General features: G+C 57.5%; 17 protein-coding genes. 2 read left to right on the top strand and 15 right to left on the bottom strand.

Annotated elements, in window-relative coordinates:
* From fba to tkt, 6 genes are all read right to left on the bottom strand, one after another.
* Positions 1 to 1,065, bottom strand: coding sequence for a class II fructose-bisphosphate aldolase (gene fba, locus H0484_RS12640; protein WP_226954997.1), 1,065 nt, complete (start codon positions 1,063 to 1,065; stop codon positions 1 to 3).
* A 76-nt stretch (positions 1,066 to 1,141) separates the two neighbouring features.
* Positions 1,142 to 2,635, bottom strand: a complete 1,494-nt coding sequence (locus H0484_RS12645; protein ID WP_226954998.1) for a sensor domain-containing diguanylate cyclase — start codon at positions 2,633 to 2,635, stop codon at positions 1,142 to 1,144.
* Positions 2,636 to 2,667: 32 nt separating this feature from the next.
* Positions 2,668 to 3,288: a molybdopterin adenylyltransferase gene (mog, locus tag H0484_RS12650; RefSeq protein WP_226954999.1), complete on the bottom strand. Its 621-nt coding sequence runs from the start codon at positions 3,286 to 3,288 to the stop codon at positions 2,668 to 2,670.
* Positions 3,289 to 3,295: 7 nt separating this feature from the next.
* Positions 3,296 to 4,492 (bottom strand): phosphoglycerate kinase, encoded by a 1,197-nt coding sequence (locus H0484_RS12655; protein ID WP_226955000.1) that lies wholly within the window; start codon positions 4,490 to 4,492, stop codon positions 3,296 to 3,298.
* A 19-nt stretch (positions 4,493 to 4,511) separates the two neighbouring features.
* Positions 4,512 to 5,522, bottom strand: a complete 1,011-nt coding sequence (gene gap / locus H0484_RS12660; RefSeq protein WP_226955001.1) for a type I glyceraldehyde-3-phosphate dehydrogenase — start codon at positions 5,520 to 5,522, stop codon at positions 4,512 to 4,514.
* Positions 5,519 to 7,582, bottom strand: coding sequence for a transketolase (gene tkt, locus H0484_RS12665; protein WP_226955002.1), 2,064 nt, complete (start codon positions 7,580 to 7,582; stop codon positions 5,519 to 5,521). The genes gap and tkt overlap by 4 nt, the downstream gene beginning before the upstream one ends.
* A 179-nt stretch (positions 7,583 to 7,761) precedes the next feature.
* Between tkt and H0484_RS12670 the strand changes: the two genes are divergently transcribed.
* A complete protein-coding gene (locus H0484_RS12670) occupies positions 7,762 to 8,499 on the top strand; it encodes a 16S rRNA (uracil(1498)-N(3))-methyltransferase (RefSeq protein WP_226955003.1) in 738 nt (245 codons plus the stop codon).
* Here the strand turns inward: H0484_RS12670 and H0484_RS12675 are convergent.
* The 4 genes from H0484_RS12675 to H0484_RS12690 all read right to left on the bottom strand — a co-directional run bounded on the left by H0484_RS12675 (position 8,496) and on the right by H0484_RS12690 (position 13,459).
* Positions 8,496 to 8,960: a barstar family protein gene (locus H0484_RS12675; protein WP_226955004.1), complete on the bottom strand. Its 465-nt coding sequence runs from the start codon at positions 8,958 to 8,960 to the stop codon at positions 8,496 to 8,498. The two genes, H0484_RS12670 and H0484_RS12675, sit on opposite strands and share 4 nt — an antisense overlap.
* Before the next feature lie 265 nt (positions 8,961 to 9,225).
* Positions 9,226 to 11,517, bottom strand: coding sequence for an NADP-dependent malic enzyme (locus tag H0484_RS12680; protein ID WP_226955005.1), 2,292 nt, complete (start codon positions 11,515 to 11,517; stop codon positions 9,226 to 9,228).
* Positions 11,518 to 11,653: 136 nt separating this feature from the next.
* Positions 11,654 to 12,589 carry an FAD-binding protein gene (locus H0484_RS12685; protein WP_226955006.1) on the bottom strand — a complete coding sequence of 312 codons (936 nt, stop codon included), beginning with the start codon at positions 12,587 to 12,589 and terminating at the stop codon, positions 11,654 to 11,656.
* A 12-nt stretch (positions 12,590 to 12,601) separates the two neighbouring features.
* Complete coding sequence (locus H0484_RS12690) at positions 12,602 to 13,459, bottom strand: lytic transglycosylase domain-containing protein (protein ID WP_226955007.1); 858 nt, start codon at positions 13,457 to 13,459, stop codon at positions 12,602 to 12,604.
* Positions 13,460 to 13,537: 78 nt separating this feature from the next.
* Here H0484_RS12690 and H0484_RS12695 point away from each other — a divergent pair, with 78 nt between their 5' ends.
* Entirely contained in the window at positions 13,538 to 15,082 is a 1,545-nt protein-coding gene (locus H0484_RS12695; protein WP_226955008.1) for a UbiD family decarboxylase, read from the top strand.
* A gap of 63 nt (positions 15,083 to 15,145) precedes the next feature.
* On the opposite strand, the gene H0484_RS12700 is transcribed toward H0484_RS12695, so the two are convergent.
* The 5 genes from H0484_RS12700 to dacB all read right to left on the bottom strand — a co-directional run bounded on the left by H0484_RS12700 (position 15,146) and on the right by dacB (position 18,506).
* Positions 15,146 to 15,508, bottom strand: a complete 363-nt coding sequence (locus tag H0484_RS12700; protein WP_226955009.1) for a hypothetical protein — start codon at positions 15,506 to 15,508, stop codon at positions 15,146 to 15,148.
* A complete protein-coding gene (locus tag H0484_RS12705; protein WP_226955010.1) occupies positions 15,501 to 15,917 on the bottom strand; it encodes a phage holin family protein in 417 nt (138 codons plus the stop codon). Before H0484_RS12705 ends, H0484_RS12700 begins: the two co-directional genes overlap by 8 nt.
* An 81-nt stretch (positions 15,918 to 15,998) precedes the next feature.
* The gene (locus H0484_RS12710; protein ID WP_226955011.1) at positions 15,999 to 16,325 is read right to left on the bottom strand and encodes a DUF883 family protein; all 327 of its coding nucleotides are present in this window, start codon (positions 16,323 to 16,325) and stop codon (positions 15,999 to 16,001) included.
* Positions 16,326 to 16,417: 92 nt separating this feature from the next.
* Positions 16,418 to 17,056, bottom strand: a complete 639-nt coding sequence (gene upp, locus H0484_RS12715; RefSeq protein ID WP_226955012.1) for a uracil phosphoribosyltransferase — start codon at positions 17,054 to 17,056, stop codon at positions 16,418 to 16,420.
* Positions 17,057 to 17,123: 67 nt separating this feature from the next.
* Positions 17,124 to 18,506, bottom strand: a complete 1,383-nt coding sequence (gene dacB, locus H0484_RS12720; RefSeq protein ID WP_390624837.1) for a D-alanyl-D-alanine carboxypeptidase/D-alanyl-D-alanine endopeptidase — start codon at positions 18,504 to 18,506, stop codon at positions 17,124 to 17,126.
* Positions 18,507 to 18,672 lie beyond the last annotated feature (166 nt).

Below are 18,672 nucleotides of genomic sequence, written 5' to 3' on the forward strand. Positions count from 1 at the left end.
TTATTGCACCTGCTGAGCCAACTGGCCCGAAGCATAGCGTTTAGCCATTTCGTCGAGTGCGATAGGTTTGATCTTGCTACCGTGACCGGCAGTACCGAATTCTTGGTAGCGCTGCAGGCAGATTTCCTTGGCGGCTTGCTTGGCAGGCTTAAGATATTCGCGCGGATCGAACTTGGCAGGGTTCTCGGCCAGGAAACGGCGGATTGCAGCAGTCATGGCCAGACGAATATCGGTGTCGATATTGATCTTGCGCACGCCGTATTTAATGGCTTCTTGAATTTCTTCTACGGGCACACCGTAGGTTTCTTTCATGTCGCCACCGAAAGCACGGATTTCGGCCAAGAGCTCTTGCGGCACGCTGGAACTGCCATGCATGACCAAATGGGTATTGGGCAAGCGGGCGTGAATCTCTTTGATGCGCTTAATGGAAAGGATGTCGCCCGTGGGTTTGCGCGAAAACTTGTAGGCGCCGTGGCTGGTGCCGATGGCAATGGCCAAGGCATCAAGCTGGGTTTGGCGCACAAAATCGGCGGCTTGTTCCGGATCGGTTAACAGCTGCTCCATGCTCAAGGTGCCTTCGGCGCCGTGACCATCTTCTTTGTCGCCTTGCATGGTTTCAAGAGAGCCCAGGCAGCCCAGTTCGCCCTCGACGGTAATGCCCAACTTGTGGGCCATTTGCACCACCTGACGAGTCACATCAACGTTGTACTCGTAATCGGCGATGGTTTTACCATCCGCTTCCAGGGAGCCGTCCATCATGACGCTGGAAAAGCCCAGATCGATGGCGCCTTGGCAGATTTTGGGAGACTGACCGTGGTCTTGGTGCATGACGACGGGCAGGTGGGGATAGCTTTCAACGGCGGCCTGGATCAGATGTTTGAGGAAACCTTCACCAGCATACTTGCGGGCGCCGGCCGAAGCTTGCATGATGACCGGGCTGTCGGTTTCGTGCGCTGCCTCCATGATCGCCTGGACCTGTTCGAGGTTGTTGACGTTGAAGGCCGGAATGCCGTAGCCGTGCTCGGCGGCGTGATCCAGCAGCTGGCGCAAGGAAACAAGGGCCATGAAAGGTCCTCCAGTATTAGAACAAGTAAAAGGAGGATTTTACCCGATGGACTGCCCCTTCAGGGGCGATAGCCACTTACTCTGGCACAGCACCGCCAGGCGTGGCCTGATATTGACGCTTATCTTCGTACATAGCCATGTCTGCTTCGCGCAGCATGTCATCCATATCCTTGCCGTCCGTACAAGTCGCCATACCCAAGGCAACACTGAGCGGGGTGCCCACATGATACTGATTGCTCATGGCGATGAGCTGCTTGATGACATCGCAGACTTGTCGTGCTTTCTTGGCACCGGTGCCTGGCAGTAAAACGATGAATTCGTCGCCACCCAGACGCGAGGCTTGACTCACGCCGTCGACGACTTTAGACAGAACCTCGCCCATGCGACGTAACAGCGTGTCGCCTGCAGCATGCCCAAGCGCATCGTTGGTTTCCTTGAGGTTGTTTAAATCTATGGCAATAGCAGACACCGGGAACGGCCCCTTGCGTTTAAGCCGGTTCAGCTCATCCACAAAGAAGGAACGATTTTTCAGCTGAGTCAAAACATCGTGTTTACCCAGATATTCCAGATACTGTTCCGCTTTCTTGCGTGCCGTGATGTCGGTCAAGGCCACCAACACCATGCCCCAGTCGTTCTCGTAGCCGTCAAGAACCGAAAACTGCATATGTAAATTGATCAGGCTGCCATCCAGGGCGTAATTGATGACCTCGCGCTGCTGAAACAGCTTGCCCTCCCAGAGATCTATCAACTGCTCGCGAAACGTCATGTTCGTTTCGTCGCGAAACATCTCGACTTGGCGCCGCAAGAGCTCTTTTTTGCTCGACGCCTTAAATAGGTTCAAAGTGTGACGATTAACGTCCAGCACACGCAGCTCTCTCAGGCAGCGCTCGACGAAATCAGGATGCACATCAATGAAAGTACGAAAGTCGACGATGCCCTGACTACGCAACTCATCCAACAGCCGCTTGATAGCAGAAAAATCTTCTACCCACAAAGAGACGGGCGCATACCGGAAGATGCCGCGCGCGTAGTTCTCGCTGGCAGCCAACAAGCGGCGGGCGTTTTCCTGTTCAGTAATATCTTCCAGCAGCACCAACACCTGCGACCAGTCGTGCTCGTAGCCAGGCAAGAGCCTGCCCTTGATCAAGACGTCCAACCGGCGACCATCTAGCGTGTAATTGACGGTTTGCCCATGAAAGCCGGTCTGGCCTTGCCACAATTGCTCGATCTCACCGATATAGGCATCAAAGGTATCGTTCCGCAGCACCACATCCAACTGCGACATCAACTCTTCTTGGCTAGCGGCACCGAACAAATCCAAGGTACATTGATTGACATGCAGTACACGCATACTTTGTATACATTGCGTGATGCATTCCGGGTTCATGCGTAGATGTTCCCGCAAATTGGTAACGCCTTGTGCTCGCCAGACATCAAACAGAATTTTCAGCTGGCTGTAGTCTTCTAGCAATAAGCTGGTGGGCAGCAAATCGAAAACGGACGACAAGCCCATGCGCAAAGCGCTGTCGACTTGAGTCGCGGGGATGTCGTTAGGCTGCGCGGACGACATGAGCGTCTCCTGCGGGAGGGTTCAGTGGGGGACTACGGACGCCGCGCCGACTTGGGACGGAAAGCCTTGACCTTGTGTTCGTGCGTCTGAACATAAGGCCCGCCGATCAAATCTATACAGTACGGTACTGCGGCGAAAACACCGGAAACGATGGTATTTCCCTGATCATCTTTCAGGCCTTCAAGCGTTTCCCGTATGGCCTTGGGCTGTCCCGGCAGATTAATGATCAAAGCCGCGTGATTTTCGATCTCGCGCAGCACGGCCACCTGCCGCGACAAAATAGCCGTAGGTACAAACTTGAGACTGACTTGGCGCATTTGCTCGCCAAAGCCCGGCATTTCACGCGTGGCGACTGCCAGCGTGGCTTCCGGGGTGACATCACGGCGCGCCGGCCCGGTTCCCCCCGTGGTTAACACCAAGTCGCACTGATGCACGTCAACCAGCTCTACCAACATCGCCGAAATCGTCTCGGCATTATCCGGTATGACGCGTACCTCATATATAGGCGCGCCGATAAGCGTCTCATCCAGCCATGCTTTCAGCGCAGGGATGCCTTCGTCTTCGTATTGACCACTGGAGGCCCGGTCGGAGACGGACACCAGACCGATACGCAATTCGTCTGGGTGGGACCGCTGCGAAACCTTGGTGTCCATATCTATACTAACCTTGCGCTCGTTCTTGCAAGACCTGAACGGCCGGCAGAACCTTGCCTTCGAGAAACTCCAGGAAGGCACCGCCGCCCGTGGAGATATAGCCGATTTGATCGGCGACGCCGAATTTGGCAATCGCCGCCAAGGTGTCGCCGCCCCCAGCAATGGAAAAAGCCGGGGAGTGAGCAATCGCCTTGGTCAATACCTCGGTGCCCTTTGAGAACGCTTCAAACTCGAACACGCCCACCGGACCATTCCAGACGATGGTACCCGCATTTTCCAGCAAAGCTGCCAGCGCGGCAGCCGTTTTTGGCCCGATATCCAAGATGAGATCATCAGCTTCGACATCTTGAACCGCTTTTACCTGCGCCGGCGCATCGATGGCGAACGTCTTGGCACACACGACATCAACCGGGATAGGCACTTCGGCTCCGCGCTTGGCCATGATTTCCATGACCTTACGAGCTTGTTCGATTTGCTCGGGCTCGGCCAAAGATTTTCCTATGGGCAAGCCTTGGGCCAACATGAAGGTATTGGCTATGCCGCCGCCCACGATCAACTGATCGACCTTGTCTGCCAGGGATTGCAGAATGGATAACTTGGTCGAGACCTTGGAGCCGGCAACGATGGCCACCATGGGCCGACTGGGCTGCTGTAAAGCGCGGCCCAGGGCATCGAGTTCGGCCTCAAGCAAAGGCCCGGCACAAGCAACAGGGGCAAACCTGGCAATGCCGTGCGTGGTGGCCTCGGCGCGATGCGCCGTGCCAAACGCATCATTGACGTACACGTCACACAACGAAGCCATCTTGCGAGACAGCGCTTCGTTGTTTTTTTTCTCGCCCACATTGCAACGGCAGTTTTCCAGCAGTACGACTTGGCCGGGCTCGATCTGCACGCCATCCAGCCAATTGGCCAGCAGTTGAACGGGCTGCCCAAGCAGGCTGCTGAGACGCTCTGCAACCGGTGCCAGTGAATCGCACAACAACAGTTCACCTTCGGAGGGCCGCCCCAGATGGGACGTCACCATGACGGCGGCGCCTGCCTCAAGTGCCAGGCGAATAGCCGGCAAAGAGGCTCGGATGCGAGTGTCTTCGGTGATCTTGCCGGCATCGTCAAAAGGCACATTAAGATCGGAACGAATGAATACTCGCTTACCGGCCAAGGCACCCGAGCTAGCCAAGGCCGAAAGGGTTTGAATCTCTGCCATGTTGCTTATCCAGTGCCTTTTACTTGGCCTGCATCATTGCAACGGCGGTATCGAGCATACGATTGGAGAAGCCCCATTCGTTGTCATACCATGCACCGACCTTGACCAAACGCCCCGAAACACGCGTCAGGCTTGCATCCACCGTCGCCGAAACCGAAGTGTGGTTGAAGTCGCTGGAAACCAGCGGCTCGGTGGTGAAATCAAGAATGCCTTTAAGGTGGCCTTCAGCGGCAGCCTTGAGCAGACCATTGACTTCTTCCACCGAGGTATCACGCTCTGCCACGAAGGACAGATCCACCAGCGACACGTTGATGGTGGGTACACGGATGGCAAAGCCGTCCAGCTTGCCTTTGACTTCGGGCAAAACCAAGCCCACCGCCGAAGCAGCACCCGTTTTGGTAGGCACCATGTTCATCGAAGCAGAGCGTGCCCGACGCAGGTCTTTGTGATGCACGTCCGTCAAGACCTGATCGTTGGTGTAGGCGTGGATGGTCGTCATCAAACCGTTCACCAAACCGATCTCGCGCAACAAAGGCTGAACGACAGGAGCCAAGCCATTGGTGGTGCAAGAGGCGTTGGAAACAACGGTATCCGTAGCCTTGAGCACTTGATGGTTCACACCATAAACAATGGTGGCATCGACATCGCTTTTACCGGGCGCGGAAATCAGGACTTTCTTGGCACCGCTCTCCAGGTGAACCAAGGCTTTTTCTTTGCTGGTAAAGGCGCCCGTGCATTCCATGACCAGGTCGACGCCCAGCTCTTTCCAGGGCAATTCGGCGGGGTCGCGTGTAGAGAACAGGCGAATGCGATCGCCATTGACCACCATGTGATCGCCATCCACTTCAACCTTGGCGTTGAAACGGCCATGAGCCGTGTCGTAACGCGTCAGGTGCACATTGGATTCCAAGGTGCCCGAATAGTTGATAGCGACGATTTCTATGTCGTGCTGCTTGCCGCTTTCGTAGTGTGCCCACAGAACGGCGCGGCCAATGCGCCCATAGCCGTTGATCGCAATGCGAATAGTCATGATGGATTCTCCTGATTCAAAACCTGCTCGACCGCTGCCGCCACATTCTGGGCAGTCAGGCCGAAATGTTCGAAAAGTACGCCGGCCGGGGCGGACTCGCCGTAGGTGTCGATACCCACTACAGCGCCCTCAAGGCCAACATATTTATACCAACCACCTGTAGTACCGGCTTCAACGGCCACACGCGGTAAAGCCTTGGGCAATACTTGTTCGCGCCAAGCCTTGGGCTGAGCATCGAACACATTCGTGCAAGGCATGGAAACCACCCGCACGGCCACGCCCTTGGCGGCCAATGATTCTTGGGCCTGCAAAGCCAGCGCCACCTCGGAGCCGGTTGCAATGATGATGGCACGCGCATCAGGCGCGTCTCGCAACACATAACCACCGCGTGCAATGCCTGCCACAGCTTGGGCGTCACGCGCCACGAAGGGCAGGTTTTGACGCGACAGCAGCAAAGCTGAGGGGCCGCCTTCTTGGACAGCCATACCGACGCTGGCAGGACGAGAAACCGCCTGCTGCCAGGCAACCGCAGTTTCTGTGGTGTCGCAAGGACGCCAGACATGAAGATTAGGAATCAGCCTGAGGCTGGCCGCATGCTCTATGGATTGGTGCGTGGGGCCGTCTTCGCCCAGGCCGATGGAGTCGTGCGTGAAAACGTGCACAACACGTTGCTTCATCAGCGCCGCCATGCGCAAGGCATTGCGCGAATAATCGGAGAACGTCAGGAAGGTACCGCCAAATGGCAGGTAGCCGCCGTGCAGGGCCATGCCGTTCATAATTGCAGCCATCGCGAACTCGCGCACACCATAGTTGATGTGACGACCAAACTGCAAGCCGTTTTCACCGGCACGCACCGCGCCAACGCCGGGCCAGTCGGTGAAGTTGGAGCCGGTCAGGTCAGCCGACCCGCCTAGCAATTCGGGCAGGATATCAGCCAGTGCGGTCAGTGCGTGCTGCGAAGCCTTGCGGCTGGCCACGGTTTCGGCCTTTTGCACGGTAGACTCGACATAGGCTTGCATACGCGCGCCAAAGTCAGCCGGCAATTCACCCGCCAAACGGCGCGTCAACTCGGCGGCCTCAGCGGGATAAGCGCTGGCATAGGCGTCAAAACGGGCTTGCCATTCGGCCTGGTACTGCCCGCCTCGTTCGCGCGCATCCCAGCCCTCATAGACCTCTTGAGGCACTTCGAAAGCCGGGTGTGCCCAAGCCAATTGAGCACGTGTAGCTTCGATCTCTTTGGCACCCAGAGGGGCGCCATGCACTTTTTCGGTACCCGCCATGCCCGGCGAGCCCTTGCCGATAACGGTGCGGCAGCAAATCAGTGTGGGGCCCTTGCCCTCTTCTGCCAGCGCCTTGGCCTGCGCAATGGCTTGGTCTACGGCATTGGCATCGTGACCATCGATATCCCGCAGCACGTTCCAGCCGTAGCTTTCAAAGCGCTTGGGGGTGTCATCGCCAAACCAGTGCTCTACCTTGCCGTCTATGGAAATACCGTTGTCGTCGTAAAGCACAATAAGGCGAGACAGCTTGAGCGTGCCGGCCAACGAACATGCCTCGTGCGAGATGCCTTCCATAAGGCAACCGTCGCCCACAAAGGCATAGGTGTGGTGACGCACCACTTCGTGCTCAGGACGATTGAACTCTTGGGCCAGCAGTGCTTCGGCAAGCGCCATACCAACGGCATTGGCCAACCCCTGCCCCAAGGGGCCGGTGGTGGTCTCGACACCAGGGGTGATGCCGACCTCGGGATGCCCCGGCGTGCGCGAATGCAATTGGCGGAAGCGTTTGAGCTCTTCTATGGGCAGGTCGTAGCCCGACAGATGCAGTACGGCGTATAACAACATGGACCCGTGACCATTCGACAGCACGAAGCGGTCGCGCCCAGGCCAAGAAGGATCACTGGGGTTATGGCGCAGATGGCGCGTCCATAGCGCTTCGGCAATATCGGCCATGCCCATGGGCGCGCCGGGGTGGCCGGAATTGGCTTGTTGAACGGCATCCATGGACAGCGCACGGACGGCGTTTGCCAAAATTTGGTCTTGGGCTGGCATTGAACTCATGATCACTCGCGGAATCGGGGTGGCCGCTAGGCGTTTTAGCGCCGGCAGGCCTAGGAATCGGCAGGATATACTGATTCCATTTCCTGAAGAAATGACAAAGCCTGGCATTTTACCATTGCCAGCAGTTTTCTCCCCCACGCTTATACGCAGACCAACCCCACCCATCTCGCGCGTCCGCCATGGCACATCCACGCTTTTTCTGCCCCTCTGACCTCCAGGCCGGCCAACGCATGGTCTTACCCGACGACATTGCTCATCACGCCGTGCGGGTATTGCGACTCCGTCACGGCACCGATATCGTCCTGTTCAACGGCAACGGCGGGCAATTCGCCGCCCAGCTTTTGCTTGATGATGGGCCTCCCGCCGCCGCCGTGATCGCCCACGCCCCCATAGAAGCAGAGTTGGCAGGGCAACTCACCTTGATTCAGGGTCTGCCTTCAGGCGACAAGATGGACTGGGTGGTAGAAAAAGCGGTAGAGATCGGCGTAACAAACGTACTGCCCGTCGCGGCTCAGCGCAGTGTGCTGCAGCTGTCGGGCCCACGACTGGAAAAACGCCTGCAACATTGGCGTCGCATTTCACGCGCCGCCAGCGAACAATGCGGGCGCAATCGGCTGATGCCGGTCGAAGCCCCTCTGACATTAAACCAATGCCTTGCTCAGCATGTAACCACAGACAGCTTGGTGCTGTTCTGCGACCCCGACGCTAAAGACAGCTTGCACAGTCTACTGCCACAAGCTGGCGTTCATATCGTGATTTTAGTAGGGCCGGAAGGGGGCTGGTCGCCGCAAGAGCAAACCGACGCCCTGGCACACGGCGCCCGGGCCGTGCGTTTCGGTACGCGCGTGCTGCGTACCGAAACCGCAGGTATTGCCTTGGCTAGCGCGATCACCGCGCTGCAAGGCTGGAACACTTAGATATCGTCGCGGCTACCCGAATAAGGCGTAGGCGCCAAACCAGGCTCGGGGTCGGGATGCTTGCCAGCATGCTCGACAACAAAAGCAAAGATCTTTTCGTTGTTGCGTGCAAAATCGGCCGCATCTTCACACACCGCAATAATGGCAGCTGCATCGTCTGCCAAGGCCGGGTCGCCCGAGTGCAGATTATCGAAGCACATCAAAACGCCGGTCTTCTGGTCGCGAATGGTGTCGCATAGACAGTCGTAGAAAGCGTCGAGATCACCACCAAAGAATTCAGGAAAGTCGACGGCTTTGACCACCGCCCGGAGTATGGCCGAGCGACTGCGCGCACGGTCGCAATCGACGACGAACGTTGTCAGCTCCAAGGCCTGGGCCGGCTCTGTCAGCTCGGTCCAGTTTGCCTTGGAGGCATCGACCAAGCCACCTTTCTGGAGTTTTTTCTGCAATGCCTGAGTCATAAGATTCGCGTCTCCCTGAAAAACGCATACAGGATCCAATGCCCCGGGACCTGAACTACCGGGCGGGCCGCGCCCATGTTTACCTAAGCGTGTGCATGCATGGATCAGGCTAACGGAAATATACCTGCAAAACCACAACGACACGCCTAAGCGGCAGCTTTTTTAACCCAGGTATTAAGCTCAAGCAAGCCGGCCTGGGCCTGTCGTGTCCGGCAAATGCTTACTTCGCATGCCGGACACCGGGATTGTTGTGTAGACGCGACGTTTACCGCGACGGCAAGTTGGCATCCACCACCGTCAATGCCGTCATGTTCACAATGCGCCTTACCGTGGAGCTGGACGTCAGAATGTGGATGGGTGCATTCACGCCCAACAAGAACGGGCCGATCGCCACATTACCGCCCGCAGCCGTTTTAAGCAGGTTGTAGGCGATGTTTCCCGAGTCCACGTTAGGGCAGATCAACAAATTGGCTGACCCCTTCAGCGTGGTCGTTGGCAGGATACGCTCACGCAATGCCGCATCCAGGGCGCAGTCGCCGTGCATTTCCCCGTCGACTTCAAGTTCGGGATCCCGCTCGCGCACGATGGCCAGAGCATCACGCATTTTCTGACCCGATGACGACGCGCTGGCACCGAAATTGGAACGCGACAGCAGTGCTACCTTGGGTTCGATATTCAAGCGCCGCATTTCGCGGGCTGCCGCCAGCGTTATCTCGGCGACTTGTTCCGCGTCGGGATTATCGTTGATGTGCGTGTCGGCCAGCGCCAGGCTATGCTCGGCCAGCAACAGAATATTCATAGCCGCATACGTGCGAGCACCTGGGGCCTTACCGATGACTTCGTCGACAAAACGCAGGTGGTCGGCATACGAGCCCACCGTGCCGCAAATCATGCCGTCGGCATCACCAAGACGTATCATCATGGCACCGATCAGGGTCATGCGGCGGCGCATTTCAACACGTGCCATTTCTTTGCTAATACCACGTCGGCACATGAGTTCCCAGTAGGTGGTCCAGTACTGGTGAAAGCGCTCGTCGTACTCGGGGTCGGTCACTTCGACATCCTCGCCCAAACGCAGGCGCAAACCAAAGCGTTTGATGCGCGCCTCTAACACTTTGCGACGCCCGATAAGGATAGGCTTGGCAAGTTTCTCGTCGACCACGATCTGCACAGCTCGCAACACGCGCTCTTCTTCGCCTTCGCCGAACACAATGCGCGTTTTAGCGCCTTCGCGCACCATGGACTTGGCCGTAGCGAACATGGGGCTCATGAAAGAACCCGAGCGGTACATAAAGCGCTGCAGATTCTCGACATAGGCATCGAAATCCTCGATGGGGCGAGTCGCCACACCGTCTTCCATGGCGGCACGCGCCACAGCGGGTGCAATACGCGAAATCAGGCGCGGGTCGAAAGGCTTGGGGATCAGGTACTCGGGCCCAAACGACAGGTTGAGCGTGCCATAGGCAGCGGCCACAGTTTCGTCTTGCTCTTCCTGGGCCAGACGCGAGATGGCTTTGACAGCGGCTTTTTCCATGCCACGCGTAATGGTGGTGGCGCCAACGTCAAGTGCACCGCGGAAAATGTAAGGAAAACAGAGGACGTTGTTGACTTGGTTGGGGTAATCCGAGCGCCCGGTTGCCATAATGATGTCGCCGCGCACTTGCTGAGCGACTTCCGGCAGAATTTCAGGCGTAGGGTTCGCCAATGCCAGGATGACGGGACGAGCCGCCATGCGTGCCACCATCTCGGGCTTGAGCACACCGCCGGCAGAAAGCCCTAGGAAGACGTCCGCCCCAGCGATGATGTCGGAAAGCGTACGTGCGTCAGTATCTTGTGCGAAGACATCTTTGGCCGGGTCCATCAAGGTTTGGCGGCCTTTGTAGACCACACCCTCAATGTCGGAAACCCAGATGTTGGCCAGCGGCAAACCGAAATCGACCAAGAGATTCAAGCAGGCCAACGCGGCAGCGCCGGCGCCGGACACCACGAGCTTGACCTGGGTGATGTCTTTGCCCACCACCTGCAAGGCGCTAAGAAATGCCGATGCTACGCAAATGGCTGTGCCATGCTGGTCGTCGTGAAAGACAGGAATCTTCAAGCGCTCGCGCAGCTTGCGTTCGACCTCGAAACACTCGGGCGCCTTGATGTCTTCCAGGTTGATACCGCCAAACGTCGGCTCCAGGCCTGCAATGATGTCGACCAGCTTGTCTGGGTCGTTTTCATTGATTTCAATATCGAACACATCTATGTCGGCAAATTTCTTGAACAATACCCCTTTGCCTTCCATAACCGGCTTGGAGGCCAGCGGGCCAATATTGCCCAGCCCCAGCACCGCTGTGCCGTTGGTGATCACGCCCACGAGATTGCCTCGCGCCGTATAGCGGAACGCGTTAGTGGGGTCGGCGACAATTTCCTCGCAAGCTGCCGCCACGCCGGGAGAATAAGCTAAAGCCAGATCGCGCTGGTTGGAAAGCTGCTTGGTCGGAGTGACGGAGATTTTGCCGGGCCGGCCCTGTGCGTGATATGCCAAAGCCGAGTTGCGAAGATTGTCTTCCATGGTGCCTGCCTGATTGACCGGACGATACCGGATAATGCCGAAGAAGCAGCAATTCTATCGCTTAGCGACGATCAGGTCAGCTAATGGGTGGAGCAGGCTCGCCGCGCCATAGCGCACACGCCCTGCAAATCCGGGCTTAATCCAGTTGCTGGCCAGGATGCGGAAACAGCCCTACCGGGTCAAACAAGGCCTTAACAGCAGCATCCAATTCAGTTGCCGCAAGTGCCACGGCGTCATCATCCGCCAGGGTCTCGGGCGCCCGAAACGGTTCACTGGTGTTGATTTGGGGCAAAACCGGTACTGGCTCGAATACCATCCACTGCACCCAGGCCAAGTCACCACCATGCCCAAGCAGCAGGTGAGCCAAGTTAACCTGCTGCGGCGCCTGCGGCTTCATGGCATCCAGCCGATAACGAGCGGGCCAAGTCGAGTTTTCTTGGCAGGTCTGTGCGAGCAGGCCGTTGCTCAATTGAAACAACTGTGGAATGGCGCGCTGCAGAAACAGGGTGTCCAGGCTTGCTTGGCTATTTGCCCCAAAGGGCCCCAGCACCGCCGAGCTGCCATCAGCCAAAAGCACATTGGCCAACATCAACCCCGAATGCGCGGTTTGCCCAGTCGGCCATGCACAGATACGACGATCGGCCAGCCAGGCCGCCACCGTCAGATAATCGTACTGAGCTTCGAACTGCATCAATCCCGCCGCACGCGCCTGCGCGACCAAGCAACCGGGCTGTACCAACCACCGCCGAGTGGGGCCGGGCATGACCTGGCATGCCGCGATAGGTGACTGAGGCACCACCCACAGCACCGACTCATTGGACAAAGTGTTGACGTAATCCAAACCATCCAAGGCCAACAATATCCCGTACTCACGGCATAGTGCGGCTGCAGTCGCCACATCACTATCATCGATGGGCGTCCAACTGGCACGGCCCGAACCGCCGTGCCAGCCAAAATCCAGCACCTCACCCTGCACTTGCCCTTGCAGACTACGGATAAAAGCTTCCCATGGGTGACGACGGGCACGTCGGCCCATCAAGAAGGCACGGCGAAATGGCGAAGGCTGATTCATGGGGAAACTCGATCAGGGCGAACCCGGTGCAATACCCGAGGCCAAAGACATGCGCCTGCGCTCGGCAAGCACCTTGGCACCATATCCGCCATCGGAAGGGCCCGAAGCCCCGACATAGCAGGCCAACCCCCCCGTAATAGAGCCGCGACGACGTATGCAGTCGTGCAGGATTTGGGTGCCAACCTTGATGTTGGCCACAGGATGGAAGGCAGCGTCTGTGCCCAGCTCAAAAACCTCGAACTTATCACGATGCACTCTTGTCATGACCTGCATCAGCCCTTGAGCCCCCACGTGGCTTTCCGCAAACGGGTTGTAACGCGATTCAATGGCGATCACCGCCAGCAACAACAAGGGGTCGAGATCTTTCTCGCGCCCCACTTCGTAAGTGGTCTGAATCAGCGTACCCGCCACATCATGGGCAATACGGTATTTGCGAGCGATATAGCTGCGCAGCGCTATCGCTTGAGTAGGGGTAACGCCAGGCACGCGAAAATCATCGTAGCGAGCCAAACCACCGGCAAGGCCCACGAATACATCAGTTTCAGCCACAGATTGACCTAGCGCCGCCGGGTTGCGTTGTGCGACTGCGACCGCTTCACCCTCGGTCAGAACATCGCCTGTTTTCAGGCTGGACAAAAGAACGTCGTACATCTGACGTGATTGATCTCGCATGGACGGCACCAATACGCCAAATGCCACAGCAACCAGTACGGCAATACCGATGTACGCGGCAGCCACATGGGCTACGGCCGCCAATTGCCGCGTCGCACGACGCGCACGAGAAGAATAAGCCCGGCCCGATTGCTCCCCAATGAGCGTTTTGTCGTCTGGAGGTCGACCGGGCGGAGTAGGGCCAGCGTCTGCTGCCATCCGTTGAATCCGATGTTATGAAAGAGAAAGTCGATGTTAACCTTACTGCATTGACAATACCAACCCGCGAGAGTTTCCTTGAAATACAAAGACCTGCGCGAATTCATCGCTCAGCTGGAACAAGCCGGCGACCTCAAACGCATCTCCCACCCGGTCGACACTACGCTTGAAATGACTGAAATCAGCGACCGCGTCCTGCGCAAGGCGGGGCCCGCGCTGCTATTTGAAAATGCCATCCATCAAGGCAAACCCGCTTCCATGCCCGTACTGGCCAACCTTTTTGGCACGCCTGATCGCGTGGCGCGCGGCATGGGAGCGCCCGATGTGTCGGCCTTGCGGGATATCGGTACCTTGCTTGCCTCTTTACGAGAACCCGAACCGCCCCAAGGGCTGCGCGACGCGTTAAGCAAGGTCTCCATGCTGAAGTCGGCCTTATGGGATATGAGCCCCAAAACAGTCAAATCGCCCCCCTGCCAAGATATCGTTCTAGAAGGCGACGATGTCGACCTCAACCAGTTGCCTTTGCAGACCTGCTGGCCTGAAGATGCCGCACCGCTATTGACTTGGGGCCTGGTCATCACCCGTGGCCCCAAAGCGCGCCGACAGAACCTGGGCATTTATCGTCAACAACTTCTGGGGCGCAACAAACTCATCATGCGCTGGCTGTCGCACAGGGGCGGCGCGCTGGATTTTCGCGATCATGCATTGGCGCACCCTGGCCAGCCTTTTCCCATTGCCGTAGCACTCGGTGCTGATCCCGCCACCACCTTGGCTGCCGTCACCCCTGTGCCAGACAGCCTTTCCGAATATCAATTTGCCGGGCTGCTACGCGACAGCCGTACCGAGGTCGCCTCCGCACTGGGCAGCGGGCTCTCGGTGCCTGCGCGCGCCGAAATCATTCTTGAGGGCCACATACTGCCTTCCAGCGACCCGCACGCACTCCCCCCCCATGTGCCGCCAGGTGTCACGCCCCCTCGCGACACCGCTTACGAGGTCGCACTGGAAGGCCCTTACGGCGACCACACCGGCTATTACAACGAGCAAGACTGGTTCCCGGTTTTTACCGTGAACCGCATCACCATGCGGCGCAATCCGCTTTATCACAGCACCTACACGGGCAAACCACCCGACGAACCCGCCGTTTTAGGGGTGGCATTGAATCAGGTATTTGTGCCTTTATTAAAGCGCCAACTGCCCGAAATCGTTGATTTCAATCTTCCCGCCGAAGGCTGCAGCTACCGCCTGGCCATCGTCTCGATACGCAAACAGTACGCCGGCCACGCCAAACGGGTCATGTTCGGCCTATGGAGCATTTTGCGGCAGTTCATGTACACCAAGTTCATCATCGTGGTAGACGAAGATATCGACCCCTACGATTGGAAGGAGGTGGTATGGGCCATGACCACACGTATGGACCCAGTGCGTGACACCGTGTTGGTTAACAACACCCCCATCGATTACCTGGACTTTGCCTCACCCGAATCTGGGTTGGGCGGCAAAATAGGCATGGACGCCACCAATAAATGGCCGGGTGAAACCCACCGGGAATGGGGGCGCCCCATCGTCATGGACGAAAAGGTCAAGCATAAGGTTGATCAGATGTGGCAGGAATTGGGGCTGTGACAGCCCACACATGAAATGGCGCATGTAAACGCATGCGCCATTCATGTGCTGACGCCGAAGCAGTCAAGCGTGCTCGTCGTCGTACTCTTTGCGTTTGGCTCGCGTAAGCGCCCAACTGAGCGCCAGGCCGGCGCCTATATGCCACAAGCGACGGCGGCGCCGTACCCCGGAGAATATTGCCGACGCCGCAGAGAACAAATAGGGGTAACGACGCACCAGCCCCACCCCTTCGAAGAGCCAGTCGCTAGGCCTTTTACTGGTTAGGCCCACAGGCAACACACTGCGCAATAAAGAGCCCGGGCTGAGATCGTTAGCCAAGTGCCGCGAACCACGCGCCAAGCTATGGCGCTCAAGCTGAACGCGCGCGCGCAGCATGTCTTTACGGAGGCTGCGCAGCTCTTTTTCGGAAAGTCGAGACTTAGACATGGTCTGGCCCCCCGCGCCTGGCATCCTCGGCTGGATCATCGTCGCCTAAACGCTTCAGACAAGCCATGTCATTGCGCAGCTCTGCCAGACTGGCCTCGAATGGCGGGGGCCCGGCCGTGAGCGTACGCCAAACAATACGCAGCATTATCACGCCAGCCACGGCATAAACCAGCACGGCCACCAGCAACGCCAAAAACCGATACTCGGTGTGCCAGAACATCAAGGCAACCGTTAGCGTCAAGATAAGCAAAGCCAATGCCAGACAGAGCAAAGCCCCAAATGACAAGCACATTACTTTAATGATGCTTTCTTTCTGTTCGGACAGCTCGATAGAGAACAGCTCGAGGCGCGTACTGATAGTAGCCAATAACGCGGCACCGAGCTCTCCGGCAGATTGTCTTAAACCCATGCGGCCTTCCTTGAAGTGACAGGAAGCCACCGCTTGACGCGGTGGACATCCAGGGTCTCAGGTGGCTGAGTAAAGAGGGGTTTAGCGGCGGCTGATAAGCACACCGAGCAACAGCCCTGCCACCGCCGACAAACCTATGGCCTGCCAAGGGTTATCGTGTACGTATTCATCGGTGACACGAGCCGCACGACGGCTTCTGGCAATGACGGCGTCTTGTGTGTCGTGCAATGCAAGGCGGGTGTTGCGAAGGGCGTCCATCGCTTTCTCGCGAAGCTCGCCTGCTTTATCTTCTCCAGCGTGAGCCGCGTCACCCAACAGCTTCTCGACCTCGTCGAGGCTGGAGCGAAGCTGTTCCATCAAGCCGTCTTCATCTCTATCGTTAATACGTGTATTTCGGGCTTTGGCCATTTTCCTGCTCCTTGCTAAGGTAGTAAAAAGACGATGTTTCAATTGTACCCCGGGCTGGGCAAAACGCGGCAACAAGCCGTAAGTAAAGACGTTTACGCATTGTGATGGCGGGTACCGAAAATACGATCTCCGGCATCACCAAGGCCCGGTACGATGTAGCCGTTTTCGTCAAGGTGGCTATCTACCGAAGCGGTATAGATGTGCACATCGGGGTGCGCTTTTTCTACGGCCTCTATGCCCACGGGCGCGGCCACCAGCACCAAGGCGCGTATGTGCTTGCAACCGGCTTTTTTGAGCATGTCTATGGTGGCAACCATAGAGCCGCCAGTCGCCAGCATTGGGTCGATGATCAAAGCCAGGCGCTGGTCCAGGCCACCCACCAATTTCTCTACGTAAGTGTGGGCTTGCAAGGTTTCTTCGTTACGCGCAATACCCACCACGCTGACTTTGGCACCCGGCACCAGCATCAGCACTCCCTCTAGCATGCCCATGCCAGCCCGCAAGATAGGCACTACGGTAACCTTCTTGCCGGCCAGTTTTTCGACCTGCACATCGCCACACCAGCCTTGCGCCACATCGGGCTCCAGCGGCAGGTCTTTGGTTGCTTCATAGGTTAAAAGCGCCGCAATTTCCTGTGACATTTCGCGGAAATTTTTGGTGCTTAGCTCGGCACGACGCATCAAACCTAGCTTGTGGCGAATGAGCGGGTGGCGGATTTCATGAATAGGCATGGCAAGTTCAATTGGAAAATAAAGGTTGTGCGAGCAATGATGAGATTCTGTTGTCGATAGCCCAGCGTTATTGAGAGGCCAGCCAGGCGATCAATGTGTCATGAAATGGATTGATGCCAGCCGATTGCTGCCCATTGGCCAAGCTAACAACAATGTAGCGCTTGCCGCTGGCGCCCAGCACATAGCCGGCTAGTGCACGCGAATCACGCAATGTACCGGTCTTGAGATGCGCAGCCCCGCGTACTTCCTCATCGCGCAATCGGCGACGCATGGTTCCGTCTACGCCGGAAATCGCCAGGGATGAGAGATACTCAGGCATGGAAGACGATTTCCAGGCGGCCTCCAGCATGGCCGCCAACCCCGAGGCCGTCAGCCTTTCCTCACGAGACAAACCAGAACCATTTTCCAATTGCCATCCGCGAAGGTCTACGCCCTGCTGTCGCAGCAGGGCCATTGCCGCCTTAGCTCCGCTGGATGCAGTCGCACCGCTACCATTGACTTCCGCACCCAAGGTCAACAACAGCATGCGCGCCATGACATTGTTGCTTTGCTTATTGATAAGACGAATCACATCGGCCAGCGGCACCGAGTCGTGCCAAACCAAGGTACGCCCACGCGAGGGAACCCGCCCCTCGGTAAACCCTCGCCCAAGCGTGCCTCCCAGCTCTTTCCAAAGCATGCGAAACAATGTCTCGAAATGCTGTCCTTGCGACTGGGCCAGCCTATACACGCTGAACTCGCCGCAGGCCCCGGGCGCCGTCCCCGACAAAGCCACCCGCAATTGCTCACCTTCGCTGTACAAACGGATTCCAGCGGTGGGAGACCCCGTACATTGACCGCGGCTCCAAGCGACTTCCCCATCAAAGCGCACGCCCGGCACGGGGGGATCCACAACGGGCACCCATTTGCGCGCAGCCTCATCGGGCAAGAAGAGCACACGTACCGCCCCCCAGCCCACCATCATGGCATCAGGGCTGGCATTGTAGGGGCGATCACCAGAGGCGTCGAAAGCTTCGGGGTCGATTTCCACTTTGCCAAACAAGGAGCGGTCAACCACCACTTCATTGAGGTTTTTAACGCCGCGCAAACGCAGTTCGCGCAGCAAGGCCCAAAGTTGTTCGACGGTAAAAAACGGGTCGCCCGAAGCCTTGACATACAAAGGCCCTTGCAGGGTTCCGTCGGCACCTATCTGAGCGTCCGCCCGGGCCATCAGGGAGGTGCGCCAGCGATAGGCGGGTCCCAGCCCCGACAACCCTGCCCACGTGGTTACGAGCTTCATGACTGAAGCAGGATTGCGCGGGACTTCGGGATTGAGGGAAATCAGCGTCGGGCCGCCGACCTCTTTTACGAGTAGGGAAACGTCCGCGGCTTGCAACCGGGTTTGGCGCCAGGGTTGACGTAAGGGTTCAGGCAGGTTTTGCGCCCATGTCATGTTGGCAAGCAGCGTCATGGTCAGAGCTACGACGAAACGCTGCCAATGCTTTTGCCACGACTGCTTGCCCGCTTTCGTTACGACTTGCCCCACACGCGCTCCCCAACCATATAAATACCCACGCTGCGCCTTTGGTTTGCTACACCCTGGCGGTCAAAAACCCTATCAGCATACCGGAAAGTAG

The organism is Mesopusillimonas faecipullorum (assembly GCF_020539505.1).
GTDB classification, from domain to species: Bacteria; Pseudomonadota; Gammaproteobacteria; order Burkholderiales; family Burkholderiaceae_B; genus Mesopusillimonas; species Mesopusillimonas faecipullorum.

Excerpts from the sequence above, each read along its gene's own strand:
- gap (WP_226955001.1), bottom strand. The coding sequence starts at position 5,522 with ATGACTATTCGCATTGCGATCAACGGCTATGGGCGCATTGGCCGCGCC.
- H0484_RS12680 (WP_226955005.1), bottom strand. The coding sequence starts at position 11,517 with ATGGAAGACAATCTTCGCAACTCGGCTTTGGCATATCACGCACAGGGC.
- tkt (WP_226955002.1), bottom strand. The coding sequence starts at position 7,582 with ATGAGTTCAATGCCAGCCCAAGACCAAATTTTGGCAAACGCCGTCCGT.
- H0484_RS12710 (WP_226955011.1), bottom strand. The coding sequence starts at position 16,325 with ATGGCCAAAGCCCGAAATACACGTATTAACGATAGAGATGAAGACGGC.
- H0484_RS12645 (WP_226954998.1), bottom strand. The coding sequence starts at position 2,635 with ATGTCGTCCGCGCAGCCTAACGACATCCCCGCGACTCAAGTCGACAGC.
- dacB (WP_390624837.1), bottom strand. The coding sequence starts at position 18,506 with ATGACGCTGCTTGCCAACATGACATGGGCGCAAAACCTGCCTGAACCC.
- fba (WP_226954997.1), bottom strand. The coding sequence starts at position 1,065 with ATGGCCCTTGTTTCCTTGCGCCAGCTGCTGGATCACGCCGCCGAGCAC.
- H0484_RS12700 (WP_226955009.1), bottom strand. The coding sequence starts at position 15,508 with ATGTCTAAGTCTCGACTTTCCGAAAAAGAGCTGCGCAGCCTCCGTAAA.
- H0484_RS12705 (WP_226955010.1), bottom strand. The coding sequence starts at position 15,917 with ATGGGTTTAAGACAATCTGCCGGAGAGCTCGGTGCCGCGTTATTGGCT.
- H0484_RS12675 (WP_226955004.1), bottom strand. The coding sequence starts at position 8,960 with ATGACTCAGGCATTGCAGAAAAAACTCCAGAAAGGTGGCTTGGTCGAT.
- upp (WP_226955012.1), bottom strand. The coding sequence starts at position 17,056 with ATGCCTATTCATGAAATCCGCCACCCGCTCATTCGCCACAAGCTAGGT.
- H0484_RS12670 (WP_226955003.1), top strand. The coding sequence starts at position 7,762 with ATGGCACATCCACGCTTTTTCTGCCCCTCTGACCTCCAGGCCGGCCAA.
- H0484_RS12655 (WP_226955000.1), bottom strand. The coding sequence starts at position 4,492 with ATGGCAGAGATTCAAACCCTTTCGGCCTTGGCTAGCTCGGGTGCCTTG.
- H0484_RS12690 (WP_226955007.1), bottom strand. The coding sequence starts at position 13,459 with ATGGCAGCAGACGCTGGCCCTACTCCGCCCGGTCGACCTCCAGACGAC.
- mog (WP_226954999.1), bottom strand. The coding sequence starts at position 3,288 with ATGGACACCAAGGTTTCGCAGCGGTCCCACCCAGACGAATTGCGTATC.
- H0484_RS12685 (WP_226955006.1), bottom strand. The coding sequence starts at position 12,589 with ATGAATCAGCCTTCGCCATTTCGCCGTGCCTTCTTGATGGGCCGACGT.